Origin of the sequence: Sphingomonas caseinilytica, from assembly GCF_023516455.1 — a bacterium.
Classification (GTDB): Bacteria; Pseudomonadota; Alphaproteobacteria; order Sphingomonadales; family Sphingomonadaceae; genus Sphingomicrobium; species Sphingomicrobium caseinilyticum.
Window position 1 is genome coordinate 60,342 of record NZ_JAMGBA010000004.1, and the last position, 20,384, is coordinate 80,725.

Annotated in this window: 25 protein-coding genes; 9 read left to right on the top strand and 16 right to left on the bottom strand. The window is 62.5% G+C overall.

The genetic code is table 11. From position 1 onward, the window contains the following. The first annotated feature begins 75 nt into the window (after nt 1-75). On the top strand, nt 76-1,428 hold the full coding sequence (locus tag LZ496_RS13165) for a DUF418 domain-containing protein (RefSeq protein ID WP_249905186.1): 1,353 nt from the start codon (nt 76-78) through the stop codon (nt 1,426-1,428). Here LZ496_RS13165 and LZ496_RS13170 read toward each other — a convergent pair. From LZ496_RS13170 to LZ496_RS13205, 8 genes are all read right to left on the bottom strand, one after another. Beyond that, a complete protein-coding gene (locus LZ496_RS13170; protein WP_249905187.1) occupies nt 1,425-2,423 on the bottom strand; it encodes an NADPH:quinone oxidoreductase family protein in 999 nt (332 codons plus the stop codon). The two genes, LZ496_RS13165 and LZ496_RS13170, sit on opposite strands and share 4 nt — an antisense overlap. Before the next feature lie 8 nt (nt 2,424-2,431). Next, entirely contained in the window at nt 2,432-2,701 is a 270-nt protein-coding gene (locus tag LZ496_RS13175) for a hypothetical protein (RefSeq protein WP_249905188.1), read from the bottom strand. Between the two features lie 112 nt (nt 2,702-2,813). Then, nucleotides 2,814-3,449, bottom strand: a complete 636-nt coding sequence (locus LZ496_RS13180) for a 3-oxoacid CoA-transferase subunit B (protein ID WP_249905189.1) — start codon at nt 3,447-3,449, stop codon at nt 2,814-2,816. Next, the gene (locus tag LZ496_RS13185; protein ID WP_249905190.1) at nt 3,449-4,000 is read right to left on the bottom strand and encodes a hypothetical protein; all 552 of its coding nucleotides are present in this window, start codon (nt 3,998-4,000) and stop codon (nt 3,449-3,451) included. Before LZ496_RS13185 ends, LZ496_RS13180 begins: the two co-directional genes overlap by 1 nt. 35 nt (nt 4,001-4,035) lie before the next feature. Next, nucleotides 4,036-4,743 (bottom strand): CoA transferase subunit A, encoded by a 708-nt coding sequence (locus tag LZ496_RS13190; protein ID WP_249905191.1) that lies wholly within the window; start codon nt 4,741-4,743, stop codon nt 4,036-4,038. Nucleotides 4,744-4,795: 52 nt separating this feature from the next. Beyond that, complete coding sequence (locus tag LZ496_RS13195) at nt 4,796-5,146, bottom strand: ACT domain-containing protein (RefSeq protein ID WP_249905192.1); 351 nt, start codon at nt 5,144-5,146, stop codon at nt 4,796-4,798. A 5-nt stretch (nt 5,147-5,151) separates the two neighbouring features. Next, nucleotides 5,152-5,454 carry an SCP2 sterol-binding domain-containing protein gene (locus LZ496_RS13200; RefSeq protein ID WP_249905193.1) on the bottom strand — a complete coding sequence of 101 codons (303 nt, stop codon included), beginning with the start codon at nt 5,452-5,454 and terminating at the stop codon, nt 5,152-5,154. A 104-nt stretch (nt 5,455-5,558) separates the two neighbouring features. Next, nucleotides 5,559-5,885 (bottom strand): endonuclease domain-containing protein, encoded by a 327-nt coding sequence (locus LZ496_RS13205; protein WP_249905194.1) that lies wholly within the window; start codon nt 5,883-5,885, stop codon nt 5,559-5,561. A gap of 169 nt (nt 5,886-6,054) precedes the next feature. Between LZ496_RS13205 and LZ496_RS13210 the strand changes: the two genes are divergently transcribed. Continuing rightward, nucleotides 6,055-7,482, top strand: coding sequence for an NAD-dependent succinate-semialdehyde dehydrogenase (locus LZ496_RS13210; protein WP_249905195.1), 1,428 nt, complete (start codon nt 6,055-6,057; stop codon nt 7,480-7,482). A gap of 52 nt (nt 7,483-7,534) precedes the next feature. On the opposite strand, the gene LZ496_RS13215 is transcribed toward LZ496_RS13210, so the two are convergent. Together LZ496_RS13215 and LZ496_RS13220 are read right to left on the bottom strand one after the other, a co-directional pair. Beyond that, the gene (locus LZ496_RS13215) at nt 7,535-7,945 is read right to left on the bottom strand and encodes an endonuclease domain-containing protein (RefSeq protein ID WP_249905196.1); all 411 of its coding nucleotides are present in this window, start codon (nt 7,943-7,945) and stop codon (nt 7,535-7,537) included. Between the two features lie 139 nt (nt 7,946-8,084). After that, nucleotides 8,085-9,221, bottom strand: a complete 1,137-nt coding sequence (locus LZ496_RS13220; RefSeq protein WP_249905197.1) for an acyl-CoA dehydrogenase family protein — start codon at nt 9,219-9,221, stop codon at nt 8,085-8,087. Between the two features lie 152 nt (nt 9,222-9,373). On the opposite strand from LZ496_RS13220, the gene LZ496_RS13225 reads away from it, so the two are divergent. Beyond that, nucleotides 9,374-10,069: a winged helix-turn-helix transcriptional regulator gene (locus LZ496_RS13225; RefSeq protein ID WP_249905198.1), complete on the top strand. Its 696-nt coding sequence runs from the start codon at nt 9,374-9,376 to the stop codon at nt 10,067-10,069. 84 nt (nt 10,070-10,153) lie between these two features. Here the strand turns inward: LZ496_RS13225 and LZ496_RS13230 are convergent, their stop codons facing one another. Further along, nucleotides 10,154-10,636: an SRPBCC family protein gene (locus tag LZ496_RS13230; RefSeq protein WP_249905199.1), complete on the bottom strand. Its 483-nt coding sequence runs from the start codon at nt 10,634-10,636 to the stop codon at nt 10,154-10,156. A 47-nt stretch (nt 10,637-10,683) separates the two neighbouring features. Between LZ496_RS13230 and LZ496_RS13235 the strand changes: the two genes are divergently transcribed. After that, nucleotides 10,684-11,040: an ArsR/SmtB family transcription factor gene (locus tag LZ496_RS13235; RefSeq protein WP_249905200.1), complete on the top strand. Its 357-nt coding sequence runs from the start codon at nt 10,684-10,686 to the stop codon at nt 11,038-11,040. Nucleotides 11,041-11,043: 3 nt separating this feature from the next. Here LZ496_RS13235 and LZ496_RS13240 read toward each other — a convergent pair whose 3' ends face one another. Then, complete coding sequence (locus tag LZ496_RS13240) at nt 11,044-12,822, bottom strand: multicopper oxidase family protein (RefSeq protein ID WP_249905201.1); 1,779 nt, start codon at nt 12,820-12,822, stop codon at nt 11,044-11,046. A gap of 122 nt (nt 12,823-12,944) precedes the next feature. On the opposite strand from LZ496_RS13240, the gene LZ496_RS13245 reads away from it, so the two are divergent. Then, nucleotides 12,945-14,606 carry a thiamine pyrophosphate-binding protein gene (locus LZ496_RS13245; protein ID WP_249905202.1) on the top strand — a complete coding sequence of 554 codons (1,662 nt, stop codon included), beginning with the start codon at nt 12,945-12,947 and terminating at the stop codon, nt 14,604-14,606. 2 nt (nt 14,607-14,608) lie between these two features. Here LZ496_RS13245 and LZ496_RS13250 read toward each other — a convergent pair whose 3' ends face one another. Further along, on the bottom strand, nt 14,609-15,259 hold the full coding sequence (locus LZ496_RS13250; protein ID WP_249905203.1) for a protein-L-isoaspartate(D-aspartate) O-methyltransferase: 651 nt from the start codon (nt 15,257-15,259) through the stop codon (nt 14,609-14,611). 80 nt (nt 15,260-15,339) lie between these two features. Between LZ496_RS13250 and LZ496_RS13255 the strand changes: the two genes are divergently transcribed. Next, a complete protein-coding gene (locus LZ496_RS13255; protein WP_249905204.1) occupies nt 15,340-16,146 on the top strand; it encodes a class I SAM-dependent methyltransferase in 807 nt (268 codons plus the stop codon). Nucleotides 16,147-16,151: 5 nt separating this feature from the next. On the opposite strand, the gene LZ496_RS13260 is transcribed toward LZ496_RS13255, so the two are convergent. Genes LZ496_RS13260 through thiS form a run of 3 tightly spaced genes read right to left on the bottom strand, consistent with a single transcriptional unit; the run spans nt 16,152 to nt 17,966 of the window. Then, entirely contained in the window at nt 16,152-16,934 is a 783-nt protein-coding gene (locus LZ496_RS13260) for a DUF3658 domain-containing protein (RefSeq protein ID WP_249905205.1), read from the bottom strand. A gap of 39 nt (nt 16,935-16,973) precedes the next feature. Continuing rightward, the gene (locus LZ496_RS13265; RefSeq protein ID WP_249905206.1) at nt 16,974-17,744 is read right to left on the bottom strand and encodes a bifunctional sulfur carrier protein/thiazole synthase protein; all 771 of its coding nucleotides are present in this window, start codon (nt 17,742-17,744) and stop codon (nt 16,974-16,976) included. Nucleotides 17,745-17,747: 3 nt separating this feature from the next. Continuing rightward, nucleotides 17,748-17,966 carry a sulfur carrier protein ThiS gene (thiS, locus tag LZ496_RS14105; protein WP_249905207.1) on the bottom strand — a complete coding sequence of 73 codons (219 nt, stop codon included), beginning with the start codon at nt 17,964-17,966 and terminating at the stop codon, nt 17,748-17,750. Between the two features lie 55 nt (nt 17,967-18,021). On the opposite strand from thiS, the gene LZ496_RS13275 reads away from it, so the two are divergent. From LZ496_RS13275 to accC, 3 genes are read left to right on the top strand one after another with little or no spacing between them, the layout of a single operon-like run. Continuing rightward, on the top strand, nt 18,022-18,462 hold the full coding sequence (locus LZ496_RS13275; protein WP_249905208.1) for a type II 3-dehydroquinate dehydratase: 441 nt from the start codon (nt 18,022-18,024) through the stop codon (nt 18,460-18,462). A 36-nt stretch (nt 18,463-18,498) separates the two neighbouring features. Continuing rightward, nucleotides 18,499-18,978: an acetyl-CoA carboxylase biotin carboxyl carrier protein gene (gene accB, locus LZ496_RS13280; RefSeq protein WP_249905209.1), complete on the top strand. Its 480-nt coding sequence runs from the start codon at nt 18,499-18,501 to the stop codon at nt 18,976-18,978. A 6-nt stretch (nt 18,979-18,984) separates the two neighbouring features. Next, the gene (gene accC / locus LZ496_RS13285; protein ID WP_249905210.1) at nt 18,985-20,349 is read left to right on the top strand and encodes an acetyl-CoA carboxylase biotin carboxylase subunit; all 1,365 of its coding nucleotides are present in this window, start codon (nt 18,985-18,987) and stop codon (nt 20,347-20,349) included. Nucleotides 20,350-20,384 lie beyond the last annotated feature (35 nt).

Below are 20,384 nucleotides of genomic sequence, written 5' to 3' on the forward strand. Positions count from 1 at the left end.
TACCATTATCGAAAGGTTACTTGTTGCTGGGCCGGAATGAGCGCAATTTGACCCCTTCATTGTGAGGGGGCTCCGATGAACGCAAAGTCCGACTTGCTCGTGGATCGAGTGCGCGGCGCCGACCGCATCGCATCGCTCGATATCGTTCGCGGCATCGCCATCCTGTTTATTCTGATCATGAACATTCCTTGGATGGGCGGCTACGGCTTTATCCTGTTCGATCCGCGCTATCCGACCTGGACCCCGGCAGATTACTGGGCGACGCTCTTCATCCATACCTTCCTCGAAGGCACCCAGCGCGGCTTGCTCGAACTGCTGTTCGGCGCCGGCATCATGATCATGGCGCGGCGCGCGATGACATCCGATGGCCCCGTAGAGGTCGCCGACCTCCACTTTCGCCGCAACATTTGGTTGTGCCTGTTCGGCCTGGCCAACGCCTTCGTCCTGCTGTGGTACGGCGATATCCTGCTCGTTTACGGCTTGGCCGCCGTCTTCCTGTTCCCGTTCCGCAAGCTGGGCCCCAAGGCGCAGATCGGCCTGGCCGCGATCTTCCTCGCTACCCTGACCTTGTACAACGCCAGCGGCTACCGCGAGGAAACCAACCGGCTGCAAAAGGTCGAGCAGATCGTGGCCGCCGAAGCAGCCGGAAAGAAGATCAGCGAAGAAGACAAGACGACCCTCAAGGAGCATCGCGAGAAGATCGAGCGCAAGACGCAGCTGCCGGCCGACAATGCCAAGGCGAAGGAGAAAATCGCCAAGGCCGACAAGGCGCATCATTCCACCTTGGCAGCCTATTGGAATGCTCAGTTGGAGGGCTGGACCTTCCTCATGGGCTTCTTCTGGGTCATCGAAGCGGAAATTGTCGCCTCCATGTTGATCGGCATGGCCCTGTTCCAATGGGGCATCATCCAGGGACGGGCGCGGCAAAGCATCTATTGGGCACTGCTGATCGCCGGCTACGGCATCGGCCTCGCCGTCCGAGGCAGCTTCTGGGTAGACACGTTGAGGTTCCAGCCGGGCCAGCACTGGCAAGGAATTGTGTTCGACCTGGCCCGCTTGGCGACGACCCTCGGCCACCTGGCGCTCATCCACCTGATCGTCCGTTCGGCGCTTGGCTATCGGATGCTCAGGCCCTTTGAGGCGGCGGGGCGGATGCCGCTGACCGTCTATCTCTTCACGTCGTTCCTGATGATGTGGATCGTCTTCGCGCCATGGGGCTTCGACCTGTTCGGCGCCTGGGGTCAGGCTGAATTGCTGGCGGTCGCGCTGATCGTCATCGCCGCCGAACTCGTCGCCGCCAACCTGTGGCTCAAATATTATGAGAACGGCCCGATGGAGTGGCTGTGGAAGAGCCTCGCCTATGAGCGGCGCGAGCCCTTCCGAAAACTTCGCGGGGAACCAGGCGACCCGGCCCCATCGCCCGCCTAGTCGAGCGTCACCACCAGCTTGCCGATCGCCTTCCGCGCGGCCATCGCCGCGATCGCTTCGCCGGCCCGTTCGAGCGGATAGGTCTCGCTGATCCTCGGGCTGATCTTGCCCTCGCTCCACAGCCGGAACAACTCCGCGACATGGGCGGCATTGCCCTTGGGATCCCGCGCCGCGAACGCGCCCCAGAACACGCCGCAAACATCGCAGCTCTTCAGTAGCGTCAGGTTAAGCGGAAGCTTCGGTATTCCTGCCGGGAACCCCACGACCAGGTACCGCCCTTCCCAGGAAATGCTCCTCAGCGCCGGCTCGGCATAATCGCCGCCGACCGGATCGAGGATGACGTCCGCCCCGCCCGGCCCGACGGCTGCCTTGAACTGCTCGGCCAGCGCCTTCTGGCCGTCCTTGTCGAACGGCCCCAGCGGATAGACGATGGCCAGGTCGGCACCCGCCGCCCTGGCGGCCTCCGCCTTATCCTCGCTGGAGACAGCTGCAATGACTCGCGCTCCTCTCGCCTTCCCAAGCTCGATCGCGGCAAGCCCGATCCCGCCGGCAGCGCCCAACACCAGCAATGTCTCGCCGGACTTCAATCGTCCGCGATCCCACAATGCGTGGATCACGGTCGCGTAGGTTATCAGCAGCGTGGAGCCTTCCGCGAAACTATGCGCATCCGGCAGCGGAAAGGCATGCGCCGCCGGTACCGCGACCTTCTCGGCCAGCCCGCCATGCCCATGATAGGCGATCAGCCGGTCGCCGACGCTCCACCCGCTGACGCCATCGCCGACCGCCTCGACGACTCCCGACACCTCGCCGCCCGGAGCGAACGGCCTCGCCGGCCGGAACTGATATTTATCCTCGATGATCAGCACGTCGGGATAGTTGATCGCGCATGCGTGAACCCTGATCAGCAGTTCGCCCGGCCCGGCGACCGGATCGGCGATTTCCTCAAGCGTGAGCGTCTCGGGCGGTCCAGGTTCGCGGGAAAGCAGCGCCTTCATGACTTCTCCTATTCGATCCCGCGCGCCTTGGCGTCGGCGACCACATCATGAGCGGTCATGCCGTGGTAGGCTTCGCGGGCCAATCCATCGATGTCATTATTGCCGTACCGCCGGCCGCCCGGATTGTGGATGGCGGCGTCGAACGTCAGCCGCTCCTTGATCGGCAGGTCGCGCCGCGCCTTCTCCGTCGTCTTGGCGAAGGTTTCGGCGTTGGTGCCGTCAATGATGGTAGGCGTGTTGGAACAAGCGGATAGAAACAGGAGAAGGGCAGCAGCCAAGCTCCTTCTCCCCGTGGGGGAGAAGGTTGGGATGAGGGGGCTCGACCGTCTCATCAAATCTCCAACCTCGTTCCCCCTTACCCAGCCTCTCCCCCATGGGGAGAGGGGTTAATCATTCGACGTAATTCGCCGTGGTCTTTGCCCGCACCTCTTCGGCGGTGACGCCCGGCGCTGTCTCGATCAGCCGGAACGGCGAACCATGGTCCGGCCGCTGGAATACGGCGAGGTCGGTGATGATCATGTCGACCACATTCTTGCCGGTCAGCGGCAAGGTGCAGGCCGGGATGAACTTCGGGTCGCCGTTCTTGGAGGTATGTTCCATCACGACGATGATACGCTTGACCCCGGCGACAAGGTCCATCGCCCCGCCCATGCCCTTGATCATCTTGCCCGGGATCATCCAGTTGGCGATGTCGCCACCCTCGCTGATCTCCATCGCGCCGAGGACGGTGAGGTCGATATGCCCGCCGCGGATCATCGCGAAGCTGTCCGACGAGCTGAAATAGCTTGAGCTCGGAAGCTCGCTGATCGTCTGCTTGCCGGCATTGATCAGGTCGGCATCGACCTCGTCCGGATAGGGAAACGGCCCGATACCAAGCATCCCGTTCTCGCTCTGCAAGGTGACGGTCATGCCTTCCGGGATGTTATTCGCGACCAGGGTCGGAATGCCGATGCCGAGGTTGACGTAATAGCCATCCTTCAGCTCCTTCGCGGCCCGCGCCGCCATCTGGTTGCGGTCCCAAGGCATTAAGCTGTTCCTCCCTTACGTCCCACGCCGCAGACTTCTCCTTCTGCCTTCATGCGCTGAAGATCCTTGCGGCGTTCGGCCTCGTCGATGCTGGTTCTATCCACACTTCCCGCCTCGCCCGCCATTTCTGCGAGAACCTCTGCAGTCGCCCTCATCAGGATCGGATCGCTAGCCTGCTTCATCTCCGAGCCAATCGCGGACAAATAGGGGCTGAGGTCGTCGCGAGCGGCTCGCGGTGATTTTTCAACCGCCTCCGCCAATTCTGCGGCTGGCACATTCTGGCGGTAAGCCCGAATAAGATTTGCCCGCCACTTTGGGAGGTTGCGCGCAACAGCTCGATCGGCGGCCTCATCAAAAATGTCGCAACCGCGGTCTAGACCCAGCGCAAAGATCGCTATTGGGCCCGACTGGGTTCCCATCACTGTCCTACCCAGCATGTACCGCAGCTGCTCTTCGGGTAATGAGATTGCGGCCACTCCATCGTCGGTGGCCTCGCCGTTTGCTACGGCTGGCGGCCCCGCGCAGGAAGGCACTGGAAGGCCGATAGCCAACAGTCCTGCTACTTTAAGAACGACCGATCTATTCACTATGCGTGCTCCCGCTCCCGCACCGTCATGAATTCGATCTTTTTGTCATACGGCGCACCTAGAACCAGCCGTTTCACATAGATGCTGGGTACATGGATGCTATCGGGATCTAAGCTCCCGACCGGAACGATCTCTTCAACTTCCGCGACGCAGATCTTGCCCGACGTCGCCGCCGGCTGGTTGAAGTTGCGTGCGGTCTTGCGGAAGATGAGGTTGCCGCTCTCGTCCGCCTTCCAGCCCTTGATGATGCTGAGGTCGGCGCGAATGCCGCGTTCGAGAATATAATCCTCGCCGTCGAAATTCTTGACTTCCTTGCCCTCGGCGACCTGCGTTCCGACACCGGTCTTGGTGTAGAATCCGGGGATGCCGGCGCCGCCCGCGCGCATCCGCTCGGCCAGCGTTCCCTGCGGACAGAATTCCACCTCCAGCTCGCCGGCCAGATACTGCCGCTCGAACTCCTTGTTCTCGCCGACATAGGAAGAGATCATCTTCTTGACCTGCCGCGTCCGAAGCAGCTTGCCGAGCCCCTCATTGTCGATCCCGGCATTGTTGGATGCGATCGTGAGGTCCTTCACCCCGGACGCCTGGATCGCGTCGATCAGCCGCTCCGGGATGCCGCAAAGTCCGAACCCGCCGGCGGCAATCGTCATTCCGTCGAACAGCAGGCCGTCGAGCGCTAGGGCGGCGTCGGAATAGATTTTCTGCATCCGAATCTCCTTGGCCGCGGCTCTGCCGTCCGCGCATGCAAGGGTCAAGCGGCTAAGAGCGAAGCGCTTCCATCGCCTCTTCGCGGCGGTCCCAAGGCACGAAGATGTGATCGTGATGCAAGGCCGCTACGACGTTCGCGCTTATACCCCGATCAGCGAGGCGCGTCGCAAGTGCGGCGGTGAGGCCAACAGCTTCCAGACTCGAATGGACGCTTAGGCTGATGCGAGCCCATTCGCCCGACGGATCGGGACGGATTGCCGTCAGTCCCTCCGCTTCGCGGACAATTGCAAAGTCGCCGTCTCCAAGCCTCGCGTCGGCGGAAGTCGAAAAGCTGTACCGCTCGGAATGAAGTCGCGGATCGAGCGCGGCGAGCAGCCGCGCCAGATCACGCTCTCCCTCCAATGGGATTATCCCCGAAGCTTGGAGAAAATGCCCTGCAGCTGCATGGCGTTGCCCATGTCGCCTTCGACCTTGAGCTTACCGGTCATGAAGGCGGTCATGCCGTCCAGCGCCCCGGATGCCAGCGACTGGAAATCGTCCCAGCTGACCTTGATCGTCGTGTCCGCAGCCGCGTCATTGTCGGTGACCAGATTGTTGGCGCCGTCCATGTGGATCACGCCATCGTCGCCGCCGAAGTCGATCTTCACGGTCTTGCCCGGGAGCCACGCCCCCGCATCCTGCATCTTCGCGAGCAACTCCGACTTCGTCATGGCATGTCTCCTTGTCCCTTTCCGTCTCGCCTAGCCATGTGACGGGTTGGCGACAAGCTTGGCATTCATCCTCCCTGCCGCGAAGCGGTGGGGAGGGGGACCGCTCAGCGAAGCTGAGTGGTGGAGGGGCCAATCAAATCAGCGCACATTCGGATCAGGCTGTCGGCTACTGACGTCGCATCGGCAAACACATCGGCTGCCGCAATACGAGTCACTCGAAGGCCAAGCCGTTCCAGATGTTCGCTCCGCTCTTCGTCCAGAAGGGCTCGTTCTTCAAAGTCATGTACCTGACCGTCGATCTCAATGACTAGCTTGGCAACAGGGCAGTAAAAGTCGGCTACAAATGGTCCGATAGGATGCTGCCTTCTGAATCGAATTCCCTGCGGTGACCCCCGCAAGCGCAGCCAAAGCTTGGCCTCGGGTGGAGTCATGGCTCGCCGCAGACGGCGAGCACTCTGCATTGCATTTCGAGTTGCCCGCATCGATTGGCCCCTCCACCGCCTTCTGCGGTCCCCCTCCCCATCCCGGACAAGTCCGGGACAAGGAGGATGGTAGAAGAACGGGTTGGCGACAAGCCGTTGGAAGCCTATCTCGCTCGCCATGAGCTACGATACCGACCTGCAAATGTTCATCGACGGCGCATGGCGGAGCGGCGAAGGCCGCGACGCGCATCCGGTCGTCAATCCCGTCACCGCCAGCGCAATGGCCGAAGTGCCCTACGCGACCGCGCATGATCTGGAGGAGGCCCTGGCCGCCGCCGATCGCGCTTGGCCGGAGTGGCGATCGACCGATGTCGAGAAGCGTGGCGCCATCCTGCACAAGGTAGCTTCCCTGCTTCGGGAGCGCGCAGACCATATCGCCGCGATCCTGACTCAGGAGCAGGGCAAGATCCTCGCCGAGGCCAAGGCAGAGGTCATGGGCTCGGCGCAGCTGTTCGATTGGTACGCCGAAGAGATCAAGCGCGACTATGGCCGCACTTTGGTCCGCCCCGCCGGCCAGTTGTCGCGCGTTATCCGCCAGCCGGTCGGCCCGGTCGCGACGTTCAGTCCGTGGAATTTCCCCATCTATCTGCTGGCCAAGAAGGTCGCCGCGGCGCTCGCCGCCGGCTGCACCGTCATCTCGCGCCCGCCGCACGAAACGCCGGGCTGCGCGACCGAGATGTTCCGCTGCATCGTCGACGCCGGCATTCCCAAGGGCGTGGCCCAGCTGGTCCACGGCGATGCCCGGATGATCAGCTCGACGCTCATCGCATCGAAGGAAATCCGCAAGGTCAGCTTCACCGGCTCGACCCCGGTCGGAAAGCATCTGATGCGCCTTGCCGCCGACAGCATGACGCGCATCACGATGGAGCTTGGCGGCCACGCGCCGGTCCTGATCTTCGACGACTGCGACCTTGAAAAGACCTTGGACATGGTCGTCCCGCAGAAGTTCCGGAACGCCGGCCAGGTCTGTGTCTCGCCGACCCGCTTCTACGTCCAGGAATCGATCTACGACGCCTTCCTCAAGGGCTTTGCCGAGCGCACGCAGAAGGTGAAGATCGGCAACGGCCTTGATGCCGACACCCGGATGGGCCCGCTCGCCAACGAGCGTCGTCCAGAAGCGGTCGGTGCATTGATCGAAGACGCCGTATCCAAAGGCGCCCGCGTCCTCGCCGGCGGATCGAAGGGAGACGGCGGCTTCTTCTTCCAGCCGACCCTGCTCGCCGACGTTCCAAACGAAGCGGACATCATGAACGAGGAGCCGTTCGGACCGGTCGCGGTGACCCGCGCCTTCTCAACCTTCGAAGAAGTGATGGAACAGGCCAACCGCCTCCCCTTCGGCCTCGCCGCCTTCGCCTTCACCGAAAACGGCCGCCGCGCCAACATGATCGGCGACCTGATCGAAAGTGGAATGGTCGGCATCAACACCTTCGCCATCTCCGTCGCGGATGCACCGTTCGGCGGGGTCAAGGACAGCGGGTTTGGTTCTGAAGGAGGCAAGGAAGGGCTGGAGAGCTATCAGGTCGTGAAGGCTATTCACCAGGCTTAAGCTGCTCCACCGTTCAACCCACCCCTACCCCTCCCTGCTAGGGAGGGGAGAGTTAGCGAAAACGAGGCCTCCTCTGCCTCCCCTCCCTGGAAGGGAGGGGCCGGGGGTGGGTTGCGCCGCCAAGGCGCTCCTCGCACTGAGCCAGAACGAATTCCGCAGCGCCGTCAGGATTTTCTTCGACCTGATTGTTCCATAGCCGCATCACCAGCCAGCCTTGGCCTTCGAGAAATGTCGTCCGCCGATCGTCATAATCAGTGACATTCGCGTGCTGGCCACCATCCAGTTCAACTGCCAGCTTCACTTGCCGGCATGCCAAGTCGACAATGTATGGGCCAACGACCAGCTGTCTCGTAAATCGCGGCCGATACTGACGTAGGCGCAGCCAAAGCAATCGCTCTGCCTTGGTCGAGTTGGTGCGCAAGTCTCGCGCAAAGGTGGTCAATTGTTCGGGAACGCGTTTCATGGCTCTGGCGTAGCAGGGCTCGCGAAGCTCGCTACCCACCCCTTAATCCCCTCCCTTGCAGGGAGGGGAGAATGTCAGCTTCCATGCCTCCCCTCCCTGCAAGGGAGGGGCCGGGGGTGGGTAAGCGCGAAGCGCTCAATTAACCATCAATATCCCAACCCAGCGCTACCCGTCCCGCCAAGTCGAGCTGCGGCTTTTCCTGTAGCGGATGAAAGCGCCCAGCCTGCACATCGCGGAAGGATCGCTCCAGCCCAGTCTTGCGATAGAAGGCCGCACCGCCGGCGACTTCCATCGCCTTGGCGACGGTATCGATCGCCGCCTGGCCGGTCAGCGTACGGCACTGCATCGCCTCGCTGGTCGTCTCCGGACCCGGCGTGCCGGTTTCGGCGATCTCGATCATCCGCTTGTGCGCCAGGGTCGCGGACAGCAGGGCATTCTCCATCTCGCCGACCAGCTGGGCCAGCATCGGGTCCTGCGGCCGCTTCTTCGCGATCTCCAGCGCCCGGGTCCGCGCGCCCTCGGCAATCCCGCGATAGGCGGAGTAGATGAGCGCGAAGGCGATCATGCTGATGATGTGGAACAGCATGTGCCACTGGCCCTGCGGCCGCTTGCCCGAAATCGCGGCGTCGGGGATGAACATGCCGTCGAACACGACATCGTCCGAACCCGTCCCGCGCATGCCCATCGTCTGCCAGGTCGGCTGGATGGAAACGCCCTCGCCCTTCAACGGCGCGGCGAAGTGAAGCACGGTCGGCCCGTCCGTCGGATCGTCATAAACAGCGCTGGTCATCAGCAGGCTTCCGGTCGGCGATCCGCTGGCGAAGGCCTTGCGCGCGGTCAGCTTGTAGCCGCCCTCGACCTTCTCCATCGTGCCGGCGCTCTTGAGCCAGTCGGAACCGCCGCTCGAAACCAGCTTCAGCTTCTCGGCCGCGATGCGCTTCAGCAGGCCGTCGGTCGGTGCGCCCTGGTTCTTCCAGCGCCACGCCGCGACCGCGACGATATGGCTGTGCATCGCCGCTGCCAGCGCGGTCGACCCGCAGGACCGGCCGACAATGCGGATGACATCGCAAATCTCGCCGACGCTCGCGCCGCCGCCGCCCAGCTCTTCCGGCACCAGCGCGGAAAAGAATCCGGCTTCCTCAAGGGCTGCAAAGCCTTCGGCGACAAAGCTGTCGTCCGAGTCATGCTTCGCGGCATGCCCGGCGATCGCTGCTGCAATTTCCTCGGCCTTATTCGTCCAATCGGTCGTCATCGGCTTCTCAACCAGCGCCAACATTCGCTTCTCCATTCTCAGCAATCTTCAGGTGATGGAAGCGAAATACCGTGACCGGTCGGCAGCCAGCTAGTTCAGCAACTGAACCGACCCGGTACAGAAACTGAAGTGGTGAGCTATATTGCGCGGCTGTAAGAGGGTATCGGGAGCCCGCAATGGAACGCAGCTACAACCAGTTCTGCCCGGTGGCGATGGCGGCGGAAGTCCTCTGTTCGCGCTGGACCGTCGTCCTGCTCCGCGAACTTCTCGCCGGCTCGACCCGCTTCAACGACCTCCGTCGAGGCCTGCCGCGAATGTCGCCCGCCCTTCTGTCCCAGCGCCTGAAGGAACTGGAAGAAGCCGGCGTCGTCGCCCGCACTCCTGTCCGGGGCGAGCCGACGATCCACGAATATGGGCTGACCGAGGCCGGCCGCGAGCTTCAGCCCCTGGTCGAATCCTTCGGCAAATGGGGCCAGCGCTGGATCCCCAGCAAGCTGTCGCTCGATCAGCTCGATGCGCAATTGCTGATGTGGGACATGCGCCGCGGCCTCAAGTTCGACCCGCCTCCGCCGCGCCGCCTCGTCATCCAGTTCCAGTTTCCCGACGCGCCGAAGCGCGATCGCGGCTGGTGGCTGATCGTGGAGCCGGGCCAGCCAGTCGACCTCTGCTCGGTCGATCCGGGCCATGACGTCGACCTCTACGTCACGAGCCCGCTCCGGACGATGACGGCCATCTGGATGGGCATCGAAAGCGTCCGCGAGGCCCGCGCCAGCGACCGCCTGATGCTCACCGGCGACCGCGACCTCATCGAAACGATGGAACGCTGGCTGGGCCTAAGCCCGTTCGCGCCCGTTGAGCGCCAGGTGGCGTAAAGCCGAATTCGTCATTCCCGCGAAGGCGGGAACCTAGCGAAACAAATACTGGGTCCCCGCCTTCGCGGGGATGACGAACGAGGGCTATTTATAAGCGCCTTCGCGCAGATTGATGCGGTGTTCGACCCACATTTTCAGTGCCGCCAGCATGTGTGACCAGCCCATGCAATTGCCGTAGCTGGCCTGGAGGCCGCCCTCGGTTTCGCGCCAGCCCTTTTCTTCGATCTCGACCAGGGTGCGGCCGTCGTCGGTCGGCTTGAATGACATGGTGACGGTGGTCTTGTAGCCGGCCGGCGTGACGTCGTGCGCCCCCTCGCACAGCTGGTCGCCCTCGGCCGCGTCCCAGCGCAGCACGATCTTCTCATTCGGCACCACCTCATCGACCTCGACCGGGAAGGCGCCGGGGAAGTCGTGGAAGTCCCAGGTCACTGTCTTGCCCGGCTCCAGCCGGCCGCTGGCACCGCCGGTGGTGAAATAGTTCGACAGCTGCTTCGGGTCCGCGACCGCCTCGAACACCTCTTCGACCGGGCGCCCGACATGGATCATCACCTTGAATTTCAGGTCCATCGACTCGGCTCCTTGAATGCGGACTCGATATGTTATAAATCTATAACATGTCAAATTCGCCGCCCTATGTCGCTCGCACTGTCGTCAATCAGCAGCAGGACAAGGTGTTCCGCGCCCTGGCCTCACAGCATCGCCGCGCCATTCTCGATGCGCTTCGCGATCAGCCGCTGACCACCGGAACGCTTTGCGCCCAATTTTCCGACCTCGACCGCTGCACCGTGATGCAGCACCTGAAGGTCCTGGAAAGCGCCGACCTCATCATTGTCGAGCGACGCGGGAGGGAGCGTTGGAACCACCTCAACCCCCTCCCCATCCACGCCATTCACGAACGCTGGATCGGCCCCCACGCCAAGCGCGCGGTGGCGATGCTGGCCAAGCTGAAACAGGATCTCGAGACGGCCTGACGGTCAGTGCGCGCCATGCTCCGCCGGCTTGTCGCCATCGGCGGCGATCCGGAGGTTCTGCATCATCCCATGATCGCCATGGAACATGATGTGGCAGTGGATGACGAAATCCCCGGTGAACCGCTCGTAGCGCGTTCGAAAGGCGACGCGGACATCCTCTTTCACCAGGACCGTGTCCTTCCACTGTCCGATCAGGCCGCCATAGTCGGGATCATAGGCGGGGCTGGCGGGATCGGCGAGGTCTCGACCTTGGGCATCCTTGATCGAAATGATCTCAAAGGGATTGACGTGGATATGCAGCGGATGGCCCTCGGCCAGGGCCGCTGCGCGCCATTCTTCGGCCTTCCCCAGGGGTAGAATTGCGTCGATGCGGTGCTCGTCGTGCGTCAGGCCGTTCATCCGGAACGCCGTAGCTTCAGGGCCGTCGAGCACGTTGAGGATCGCTTCGCGGTAGCCGCTGATTTCTTCCTTGGCGATCGGCTTATGCCAGACGAAGGATGACAGCTTCAGGCCATTCTGAAGATCGGTAACAACCTTGTCCCGAATGGCCGGGTCGTCCACGGCCTTGGCCGCAGAGCGAACCAGGGTGGCCTTCAACTGCTCGTCGGCGTTTGCCGAAGGAGAAGCTTTACCAACCGCTTCGACGACGGCCAGCATACGCTTGGGATTATCCTTTTCCGGATCCTTGCGCCTCGTGTCGTGGAACATGCAGTAGCGGCCGGCCTCGGGAAGGTTGACCAATATGTCCATCCGTTCCCCGGGAAAGACGCTGGACTCATCGGTCTTGCGAATGTCCGACCGCGTCAGCCCGTCGAGCGCGATCTGCCACATGGGGAGCGGTGCTCCGGTGCAATAGCGCTGTCGCCAGGCAACCTGATCTTCGGCGCGTACCGTCCGCAACTCCGGCGCCGCAGGGTCGAGGTGGAATAGTCGCAGCCGCATCGTTCCGCCGGTGCCGGCATTGATCAGCCGCCACCGTTCGAACTGCCCCGCCGCCACTTTTCCAATGACCGGCTGGACCTTCCCGTTGATGCCCATGAATCGACCGGTCTTGCTCCATCCCCAGTCGGTCTCGAAATTCTCGATCCTTCCGACCTGACCCTTTTCGCAGGTGAAAGGGCGGATCGGCTCATTCTGGGCATCGCGCTTGCCTGCCGGAATTCCGCGTTCATCGAGGCAGCCATATTCGATCTGCTGGAAGACCATCGTCCGCTCGGCCATCGGCCGGCCCCGCTGATCCTTGAGGAGGATGTCGATGTCCCCAGGTCGATCGGCAGTTGGCTGCCGATTGCCTGTCACGATCAGCGCGCCGGCCATGCCACTGCCGACCTGGACCAGGCCGTTACCGTGGCGGTGCGGGTGATACCAGAAGGTCCCGGCTGGATGGTCGGTTGGAATGTCATATTCGTAGCGGAATTTCTCGCCCGGCGCGATCGACACCATGACATTGTCGCTGTTTCCCGACGGCGAGATCCATAGGCCATGGGTGTGCAGATTGGTGTCGTTAAAGCAGAGATGGTCGCGCTTCTGCGCCGCAGTGCAGGTTTCCAAACGATTGTCGAGGTCGACGGTAAGTTTCTGCCCCGGCACAACCCGGATGGTCGGCGCGACGAAGTCACCAGGGTTCGCCCCTGAACCTATGTAAGAGCGGAGCTCGACCCTATCATCGCTGAGCGTCCAGGGATTGTAGATTGTGCCCTCGGCACGGCGTATTTCGTACCGATATTCGAGCGGCGCCGGGACGGGCGCACCCGCCAGCATCGCGGCAAATATGATCTGCATTGTTCCGCCCCCCCCTGCCCGGGTGGAACGCGTTACTGCCCCGCCGCAGATTTGCGCCGATTTCGGCCCTCTTGCAAGCCACCCCTCCCCAAGCGGCTGCCAACCCGCTACAGCGCCGCACCATGTCCCAAACCGCGCTCCGCACCGGCGGCCAGATCCTTGTCGAGCAGCTCAGGATCCAGGGCTGCGACCGCATTTTCACCGTTCCCGGCGAAAGCTTCCTCGCAGTCCTCGACGCGCTTCACGACGCGCCGGAGATCGAAACGATCGTCTGCCGCCAGGAAGGCGGGGTCAGCTATATGGCGGATGCCGACGGCAAGATGACCGGCAAGCCCGGCGTCGCCTTCGTGACCCGCGGCCCCGGCGCGACCAACGCTTCCGCTGGTGTCCACGTCGCTTTCCAGGATTCGACGCCGATGATCCTGTTCGTCGGCGATCTCGATCGCGGCGACCGCGACCGCGAAGGATTCCAGGAAATCGACATGGCCGCCTTCTTCGGGCCGATCTGCAAATGGGCGGCGCGGATCGACGATGCGCGCCGCATTCCGGAATATGTCGCGCGCGCCTTCCGCGTTGCGACCGCGGGCCGTCCGGGACCGGTGGTACTTTCATTGCCTGAAGACATGCTTCGCGATGAAGTCGAGGCCATCGACCGGCCCAAGATCGCGCCAATCGCCCAGCCCCCCTGCGCCGGCGCGATGGATGCAATGTTCGGCCTTCTGAAAGACGCTACCAATCCGGTCGCGATCATCGGCGGCGCGGGCTGGGACCGCGATGCAGCGCACCATTTCGCGACCTTCGCCTGGCGGTACGGCATTCCGACCGCCGCCGCCTTCCGGCGCCAGGATGCGATCGACAATGATTGCGGCGTCTATGCGGGGCAGTTGGGTTATGGCCCCAATCCGAAGCTTCAGCAGCGTATCCGCGAAGCGGACCTGCTGCTCGTGGTCGGCGCCCGCCTCGGCGAAGCCACGACTGACGGCTACAAGTTGATCAATCCCGATCATCCCGACCAGATTTTGGTTCATGTCCATCCCGATCCCAATGAGCTGGGCCGGGTCTTTGGAGCCGAACTGCCGATTTGCGCCGACATGGGCGAGTTCGCGGAGATGGCGGCCGACTGGGCCGATCCCGACCTGGTCCGCTTCTCCTCCGGCGAGGAAGCGCACCGGGAATGGCTCGCATGGTCCGAACCGGTAGCACGCGAAGGCGTGAAGCTGGACCTTGGCCCTTGCGTCAAGGCGATGCGCGACGCGCTTCCGGGCAACACCATCATTTGCAACGGCGCAGGCAACTTCTCCGGCTGGTGGCACCGCTACTGGCACTATGGCCCGCTGCCGACCCAGCTGGCGCCGACATCGGGAACGATGGGCTACGGCCTTCCTGCCGCCGTCGCCGCGGCGCTGCGCTTCAAGGATCGTCCGGTTGTTTGCGTCGCCGGCGACGGCGATTTCCTGATGAACGGGCAAGAGCTTGCGACCGCAGCCCAATATGGTGCCGACCTGCTCGTCATCCTGGTCGACAATGGCGCCTACGGCACCATCCGCATGCACCAGGAACGCGACTATCCGAAGCGCATCAGCGCGACGGAACTCGCCAATCCTGATTTCGCCAAATTGGCCGAAGCCTATGGCGGCTGGTCGGAGCGGGTGGAAAGCACGGAAGCCTTTGGTTCGGCCTTCGGGCGCGCCATGGAGCGCAAGGGCATCCGCCTTCTGCATTGCGTGACCGATGTCGAGGTGATCACCAACCAGACGACGATCGCTGCACTCCACGCCCGCTGAGGCTAACCGGCAAATCCCTCGGCGCCGATCAGCGGGACGAACCGCACGCCACCGAGGTCTTCGTGGCTCAGCGAGCCGTCACCGTGCTTAGTAACTTTCAGTAAGGTCTGGACCGCATGCGCTTCGCCGATCGGCATGACGATCCGACCGCCAGGCTTCAGTTGAGCGATCCAGCTTTGCGGAACATGGCTTCCGCTGGCGGCTGCCACGATCGCGTCGAACGGCGCTCCTTCAGGCCAGCCTAACGTGCCGTCGCCCTCGACGATCCGGACGTTGCCATAGCCAAGCCGCCGCATCCGAAGTTGGGCCAGGTCGACCAACTCGCGGTGCCGCTCAACGGCAATCACATCACCGGCAATCTGCCCAATGACCGCTGCGGCATAACCGGAACCGGCTCCGACCTCGAGCACCCTGCAACCCGCCGCTATGCCAGCTGCATAGATTGTCAGTGCTACGATATAGGGCTGGCTGATCGTCTGCCCGCTTTCGATCGGCAGCGGCGAATCCTGATAGGCATAGTCGGCATAGTCGCCGCTGAGGAAATCCTCTCGCGGAACGGCGCGAAAAGCGGCGAGCAGCGCCGGATCGTCCAGACCGCGCGCCGCGATCTGCCGTTCGACCATTCGTTCGCGAAGCGTGGCGAAATCGCTCATCGCCTACCTCCAGCCGACCGAACTCATGGGCTTGTCGGCTCGTTCCTGCTAGTCCTCCGCATGACGAAGGGAGTCGCCCGATGACCGCGACAGATACCGTCTTCGCCGGCTCGATCCCGGCGATCTACGACCAGTATATGGTGCCGCTGATGTTCGCGCCCTATGCGAAGCTGGTCGCGGAGCGCGCGGCCGAACATCGGCCGAAGCGCATTCTCGAAACGGCTGCCGGTACCGGCATCCTGACCGAGGAGTTGCACCGCGCCCTCCCCGACGCGGAGATCATCGCAACCGACCTCAATGCGCCCATGCTGGAGCAGGCCGCGCGGCGGATCGGCGCTTCGAACGTCCGCTTCCAGCCCGCCGATGCACAGGCCCTGCCCTTCAACGATAACAGCTTCGACCTCGTCGTCTGCCAGTTCGGAGTCATGTTCTATCCCGACAAGGTCCGCGCCAATGCCGAAGCGCGCCGCGTCCTCAGCGGTGGAGGCCGCTACAAGCTCGTCATCTGGGATCGCATCGAACATAATCTCGCGACAATGGCGGCCGGTCGCGCGGTGGGTGACATGTTCCCGGGTGATTCCATGCGATTTTATGAGCGCGTACCCTTCGCATATCACGACATCGGACTGATCGAGCGCGACCTGCTCGCTGCCGGTTTTACCGACATTGAATATGAAACGGTCGAGCTCCACAGCCGCGCCGCCTCGGCGCGCGATGCGGCCCTTGGACTGGTTCAAGGAACGCCGGTCCGCAGCGACATCGAGCAGATCGACCCAACAATGCTGGGCCCCGCTACGGACGCGGCTGAGGCGGCACTTCGTCAGTACGAAGGTCCCGGCGGGTTCGACGCGCCGATGTCCGCGCGGCTCGTGACGGCTATAAAATGATGGTGTTATTCGATGCGGCGTACCATCGGCATCCGCTCAGATCGAAGCGGCCAAGTCAGCGAATCCCTATCGCAAGCGATCACTCCGGCCCGAATAAGCTCGCGTAGGCGCCACAACAAAAAAACGTCGTCGGCATCCTGGCCTGTTTTCCAAATATCACCCAGGGAATAACCGATCACTCGCAGGCATTCTTTCCATTCAGACCCAATGCGCCGAAGTAGGCGTTCGTCGAAGTGGTTGCTCGGTGCACTTCGAAGTTCGCCATTCTCGATAACTCTCAACATTGCGCTGTCCGCCTTTAATGAACGCCAATTTTCGGCAGGAAATCTTGCCTTGTTCCAGCTTGTTCGGGGACATTCATCAAGCAACTGAGACATTTGATCATTCCCAAGCAAGCCGAGGCTTTTTGGCAGATCGCCGCGGCAAAAATCGCGCAGCGGATAGTCAGCGATGATCATTTTCAAGTTGGCGCCGCCGAACTGGTCCAGGTACCAATAAAACCCCGCTCTCTCTTGGGCAGAATATGGCGCTAGCCAAACTAGTCGATCGGGATCTGAGGCAATGTGCGCTCGAAAATCCGAGACATGCTCAACGATCCAGGTCCATCCCCCAAAATCATTGGGTACATTGTGATCAAGCCACTCCGCGCGGTCCCGAAAGTTTTCGGTTCCCATCGGGCCCCATTCTAGCGATTCCGTTAAATCGACGACCTTGTCACGGATTTTGCGAGTGCGAAAAACTTGGCGCAGAATCCCAGCAGCTGAGGAACTGAATAGAACGTGGAGCATCGGCTATCCGATTAAATCGGACAGCGGCTAGGCGCTTTTCTAAATTAAACCCGCCAGGGGACTCGACGGATCGGCATAGCGGCGCTTCGCCATCCGGCCCGAAAGATAGGCCAGTCGACCGCTTTCGACCGCCAGCTTCATCGCCCGCGCCATCATCACCGGATCCTTGGCTTCTGCGATGGCGGTGTTCATCAGCACGCCGTCGCAGCCCAGTTCCATCGCCACCGCAGCGTCACTCGCGGTCCCGACACCGGCATCAACCAGCACCGGGACATTGGCGCCCTCGACGATCAGTCGGATCGTGACGAGGTTCTGGATACCGAGACCCGAACCGATCGGCGCGCCAAGCGGCATGATCGCCACCGCCCCGGCTTCCTCGAGCTGCTTCGCCGCGATCGGATCGTCGACGCAGTAGACCATCGGCTTGAAGCCTTCATTGGCCAAGGTCTCGGTCGCCCGAAGCGTCTCCCGCATGTCCGGGTAAAGCGTCTTCGCTTCGCCCAGCACTTCAAGCTTCACGAGGTCCCAACCGCCCGCCTCGCGCGCAAGGCGCAGCGTCCGGATCGCTTCCTCGGCGGTGAAACAGCCGGCGGTATTGGGAAGGTAGGTGATCTTCTTCGGGTCGATATAGTCGACCAGCATCGGCTGATTGGGATCGCTGACATTGACCCGGCGAACCGCGACCGTGACGATCTCGGCGCCCGACGCCTCGACCGCGGCCGCGTTCTGCTCGAAATCCTTATACTTTCCCGTGCCGACGATAAGCCGCGAGGTGAAGGTGCGGCCGGCAACGGTCCATGTGTCAGTCAATTCTCAACCCCCGCCAACGAAGTGGACGATTTCATAAGAGTCGCCGTCCTCGACGATCACCTCGCCAAAGGTAGAGCGCGGCACGATCTCCAGGTTCCGTTCCACCGCGACGCGAAGCGGGTCCAGCCCCACCTCGGCGATCATCTGCGCGATGCTGGTCCCGCCCGGCAACCGGCGGTGCTCGCCATTGATGGTGACTCCGGCGGTTCCATCGAGGGACATGACAACTCACGCTTTCGCTTCACGGATGAACTTGGTGCCCATATAGGGGCTCTCCATGCCGACGCCACCGCTGATCTTCGTGCTCAACGGCCCGAACCTCAATTTGCTCGGCTCGAGGGAACCCGAAATCTACGGCTCCGACACGCTCGACGACATTGCCGGGCGGCTGAACGAGCAGGCCGAGGGTCTCGGTGTGCGGCTCGATATTCGCCAGTCCAACCACGAAGGACATTTGATCGACTGGCTTCACGAGGCACAGGCGGAGGGCGCCAAGGCGGTAATCCTCAATCCAGGCGGCTACAGCCACACGTCGGTAGCGCTTCACGACGCGGTGAAGGCGATCGCGACTCCGGTAATCGAAGTACATCTAAGCGACCCCGAAGCACGTGAATCCTTCCGTCATGTCGACCTGGTTGCGCTGGCCGCGACGCAGTTGATCAAGGGGGAAGGCGCTCGCGGATATTCTCTGGCACTGGACGCGGCGGCCCGGCTCTGACAGGGAGCGCCGCTACGGCATATAAAGGGATACAAAATGGCCGATTCCAAGGAACAGCAGGCGATGCGCGTCGATACGGCGCTGATTAAGGAACTCGCCGAGTTGCTGTCCGCCAATGAACTTACCGAGATCGAGGTCGAGGATGGTGACCGCAAGATTCGGGTGAAGCGCGATGCCGCTCCGGTCATGGCCTATGCCCCGGCGCCGGCAATGGCCGCTGCCCCCGCTTTGGCCGCACCTGCCGCCGCCCCGGTGGCCGATGCCGCGCCAGCCGCCGCTCCCGTAGACGCGGTCAAGTCGCCGATGGTCGGAACCGCCTATCTGTCTTCCGAACCGGGCGCCAAACCGTTCATCGCGGTCGGTGCATCGGTTAAGCAGGGCGACACCCTGCTCATCATCGAAGCGATGAAGGTGATGAACCCGATCCAGGCGCCCAAAGGCGGCAAGGTGACCCAGATCCTCGTCGGCGACTCCCAGCCGGTCGAATTCGACCAGCCCCTAGTCGTCATCGAGTAGTCCGACGTGGCAATTCAAAAGCTTCTGATCGCCAACCGCGGCGAGATTGCCTTGCGCATTCATCGCGCCTGCCACGAGCTTGGCATCAAGACGGTGGCGGTTCACTCGACCGCCGACGCCGATGCCATGCACGTCCGCCTCGCGGACGAGGCGGTCTGCATCGGTCCGGCCCCGGCCAAGGACAGCTATCTCAACATCGCGAACATCATCTCGGCGGCGGAAATCACCCACGCCGATGCGGTGCACCCGGGCTATGGCTTCCTCAGCGAGAACGCCCAGTTCGCCGAGATCGTCGAAAGCCATAATTTGATCTGGGTCGGGCCGAAGCCCGAGCATATCCGGGTCATGGGCGACAAGATCGAGGCCAAGAATTCGGCTGAGAAGCTTGGCTTGCCCCTCGTCCCCGGATCTCCGGGACCGCTCAACAGCGTCGAGGAAGCCAAGCAGATCGCGGCCGAAATCGGCTATCCCGTGCTGATCAAGGCGGCTTCGGGTGGCGGCGGACGCGGCATGAAGGTCGTCCCCGACGAAGACCAGCTCGAAAGCCTGATGGGCCAGGCCTCGTCGGAGGCCAATGCGGCCTTTGGCGACCCAACGGTCTACATGGAAAAATACCTCGGCGACCCGCGTCACATCGAATTCCAGGTATTCGGCGACGGTAATGGCAACGCAATCCACCTGGGCGAGCGCGACTGCTCGATCCAGCGCCGACACCAGAAGGTGATCGAGGAAGCGCCCTCTCCCGTCATCTCCGCCGAGCAACGCGCGCATATGGGTGGGCTGGTTGCCAAGGCGATGGCCGAAATGGGCTATCGCGGCGCCGGCACGATCGAGTTCCTGTACGAAGACGGGAAGTTCTACTTCATCGAGATGAATACCCGGCTTCAGGTCGAGCATCCGGTGACGGAACTGATCAGCGACATCGACCTGGTGGCCGAGCAAATCCGGGTGGCGCAGGGTGACGGACTTTCGGTCACGCAGGACCAGGTCAATCTTCACGGCCATGCGATCGAATGCCGCATCAATGCCGAGGACCCGCAAACCTTCGCGCCCTCGCCCGGCCTGGTGAAGAATTATGTCGCCCCCGGCGGCATGCACGTCCGCGTCGATAGCGGGCTGTACGCCGGCTATAAGGTACCGCCCTATTACGACAGCATGATCGGCAAGCTGATCGTCTACGGAACCGACCGCGAAAGCTGCATTCGCCGTTTGAAACGCGCGCTGGAGGAATTCGTCGTAGACGGCATGAAGACGACCGTTCCGTTGCACCAGCGGATCATCGCCACCGATGCCTTTCTGTCGGGCGATTACACCATCAAATGGCTGGAACGCTGGCTCGACGAGAATAAGGACCTGCCAGCAGCGGAATAGCTGCATCCACGTCGTTTCAGAAGCGTTCTACCGGC